The following is a 2944-nucleotide window of genomic DNA, read 5'->3' as shown; positions in this document are numbered from 1 at the left end:
CCCCGTTATTACGGTCGTTGGCGGTACCCAGCTCTGCTCCGGGGATTCGGTGATCCTGAAAGCCCCTGCCGGCTATGCAGGCTACAACTGGAGCAACGGAGCCACTACGCAGACCATCGTGGTGAAACAGAGTGGGGTCTATAGCGTACAGGTCATCAGCGACAAAGGCTGCACCTCGGTGAAATCGGCTGATGTACCGGTGAACGTGGCTAACCCCGTGTTGCCACCACTGGTCCACAATCTGCGCAATACCTGCCCGTCGAAAATTGTCGATCTGACCCAGGCGCTGTCATCGACAACGGCGGGTAGCACCTACACCTATCGGATTTGCGAGTGCAACACGTCCAACATCGTGATTCGCCCAGACTCCGTCTGTGAAGGTACGTACTGGATTGTCGAACGAAACGCACAGGGATGCGTAAGCCATCCGTCGAAAGTGGTGGTGCGCGTCTTCAACTGTGCCACCGATACGCTGGATACGGATGTGAGCATCGCCAAAACGGTTAACCAGAACGTGGTCAATGGCGCGCCGGTAACCTACACGCTGACGGTGAGCAATGCGGGTCCGCATACAGCTTACAACATCGATGTGCGCGACGTACTGCCTAATGGTCTGCAACTACTTCCAGGTGCATCGCCTGCCTTTACGTTCGTCAATGGGGTGATTACCAAACGAATTGACAGTCTGAAAGCAGGAGCTTCCACGCAATTGGTGTTCAGCGCCCGGATTGTTAAGAAAGGGGTGGATATTGTCAATAAAGGGGAGATTACCTATCTGGACAATAAGGACACCGACCTGGCTAACAACAGTTCGAGCGTAACCGTGAAAGATACGATGGCTCATAAAGCCAGTATGATCGGGTTAGCGAAGTCAGTACTTGGGCAGCCAAAAGTCGAAGGAGATTCGCTCATCAAAGTTTCATATTCGTTCTATGTGCAAAACTTTGGCGACGATACGCTGAGGAACGTTCAGATAAGTGATGATCTGGCTTATGCTTTCCGACCAAATACAGTGGTATCCGCTGTAGTGCGCGAGAAACAATATCCATTTATTAATTATTTGGCCGTTAATAAAGGATTTACAGGTATAGGGGCTAATTCCAATATGCTGCTTGCTGAGGAAACCTACTTGCCCCCTCATACTGGCCAGTCTTTGCAGTTGGATGTGACGGTGAAACGGGCTGTTGGTGATACGACCAAAGCGTTCTACAACATTGCCATGGCATCGGCCGCGAACAGTATGACGACTGTAACGGATATGTCGAACGATGGTTTACCTGACTCAGACGGTGACGGTGATCCGACTAACAACTCAGTCGTTACCAGCTTCACCTTAGGAGCTAGTCAGCCGCTACCAGGTATTGGTCTGGCGCTGGCGGTTATTAAGGTCGAACAGCAGCCCGATAGTTCATATAACGTTACTTACCAGGCGACGATTAAGAACTTTACCGGTGAAAAGGTGCTTGGTGTGTCAATTCTGGATACCTTAACGAAGGTATTTGTGTCGCCAGCCTCGTTCAGTGTAGTGGCTACTCCCCGTAAATCGCCAGATTATAGTAATTTGACTCCCGATCCCAGCTTCAACGGTGGAACCCAGCCTAACATGTTGAGACCCGATCTCTCCTTTTTAATGCCTGGAGCACAAGATACGTTGGTGTTCACTGTCAATGTGAAGACTCATGGTAACGATGGGCCGTTCTACACCAATGCTATAGCTAAGGCATGGACTCACGGAGATTACTTCTTTAATGGTGCTCGTGATGTGATGGACATCTCCAACAATGGATTCGATCCGACGCCAGAAGGCGCTGTGTCAACTGGGGTTCGCTTCGATCTGCCCAAAGGCTTACTCGGGGTTGCCAAGTCGGTAGGTACGCCAACGCTGGTATCGGCTGGAATCTACGATATTCCGTACACGATTGCGCTCAACAACCTGGGTACAGTACCGCTCAAAAAGGTTCAGGTGGTGGATAACCTCTCCGGAGCCTTTGGACATGGTGCCTTGATTGTCAGCAATCAGATCTCGGTTTCAGGGGTTGGTACGGTAACGGTCAATCCGAATTACTCGGGTCAGGGCCTGATCACCAATATGCTGGTCGATACGGCCAGTACGCTGGCGGTGGGTGCTAAAGCCACGTTGAGCTTCACGGTTCGGGTCGATGTGCGGAATGCCGACTCGCTGACCTTCTACAACACAGCCCTGGCTTCGGCCCTGACGCCAACCGATGACGTAGTCGAAGACGTGTCGACGGCGGGTACCAACGATGACCCGGATAATGACCTGGACCCTCGCAATAACAGCCAGACCACGCCGATTGTGTTGAACAGCGTTTCGGCTGATTCGCACATTGGGCTGGCGATGGCCGTTCGCGATACGGTCCGTCAATCAGATGGTAGTTACAACGTAACGTATCAGATTGTGGTGAAAGCATACGGCCCTGATCCACTGAAGAGTGTCAGCGTAAGCGATACCCTGTCGAAGGTCTTTAACAACCTGACCGGGTCGACCTACACGCTGGTGAGCGCACCGATGATCACCTCAACGGGTAGTGCGCTGAAACTGAACCCGAACTTCAACGGTAGTTCCGATCCGCTGCTTGTTCTGGGCGACAGTACCAGTACGCTGGCGGTGGGTAAAGTCGATACGATTCAGGTGGTGGTGAATGTGGCCTCGAGCGGTAGCACGAGTACGTTCCTCAACTCAGCGTATGGGCAGGCTATTGCCAAGTCAGGTACGGTGAGTGACGTGTCGACGAGTGGGTTGAACCCCGACTTGAATGACAATGGCAACCCAACCGATTCGAACGAACGCGAAGCAACTGCGCTGAACCTGCCACCAACGTATGGGGCGATCTTCATCCCCGAAGGTTTCTCGCCCAACGGTGATGGCGTCAATGATCGGTTCGTGATTCGGGGAACCGCTGGGCTGACGGTTAGTCTGCAG

The 2944-nt window shown here is 52.5% G+C and carries 1 protein-coding gene; it reads left to right on the top strand.

Annotated elements, in window-relative coordinates; translation table 11 throughout:
- On the top strand, window positions 1-2944 hold a 2944-nt coding region (locus ACYVGR_RS31595), incomplete at both ends, for a DUF11 domain-containing protein (RefSeq protein WP_460964013.1).

The sequence above is a fragment of the Spirosoma litoris genome, assembly GCF_054776755.1.
This window is presented reverse-complemented; position numbering and strand designations above follow the sequence as displayed.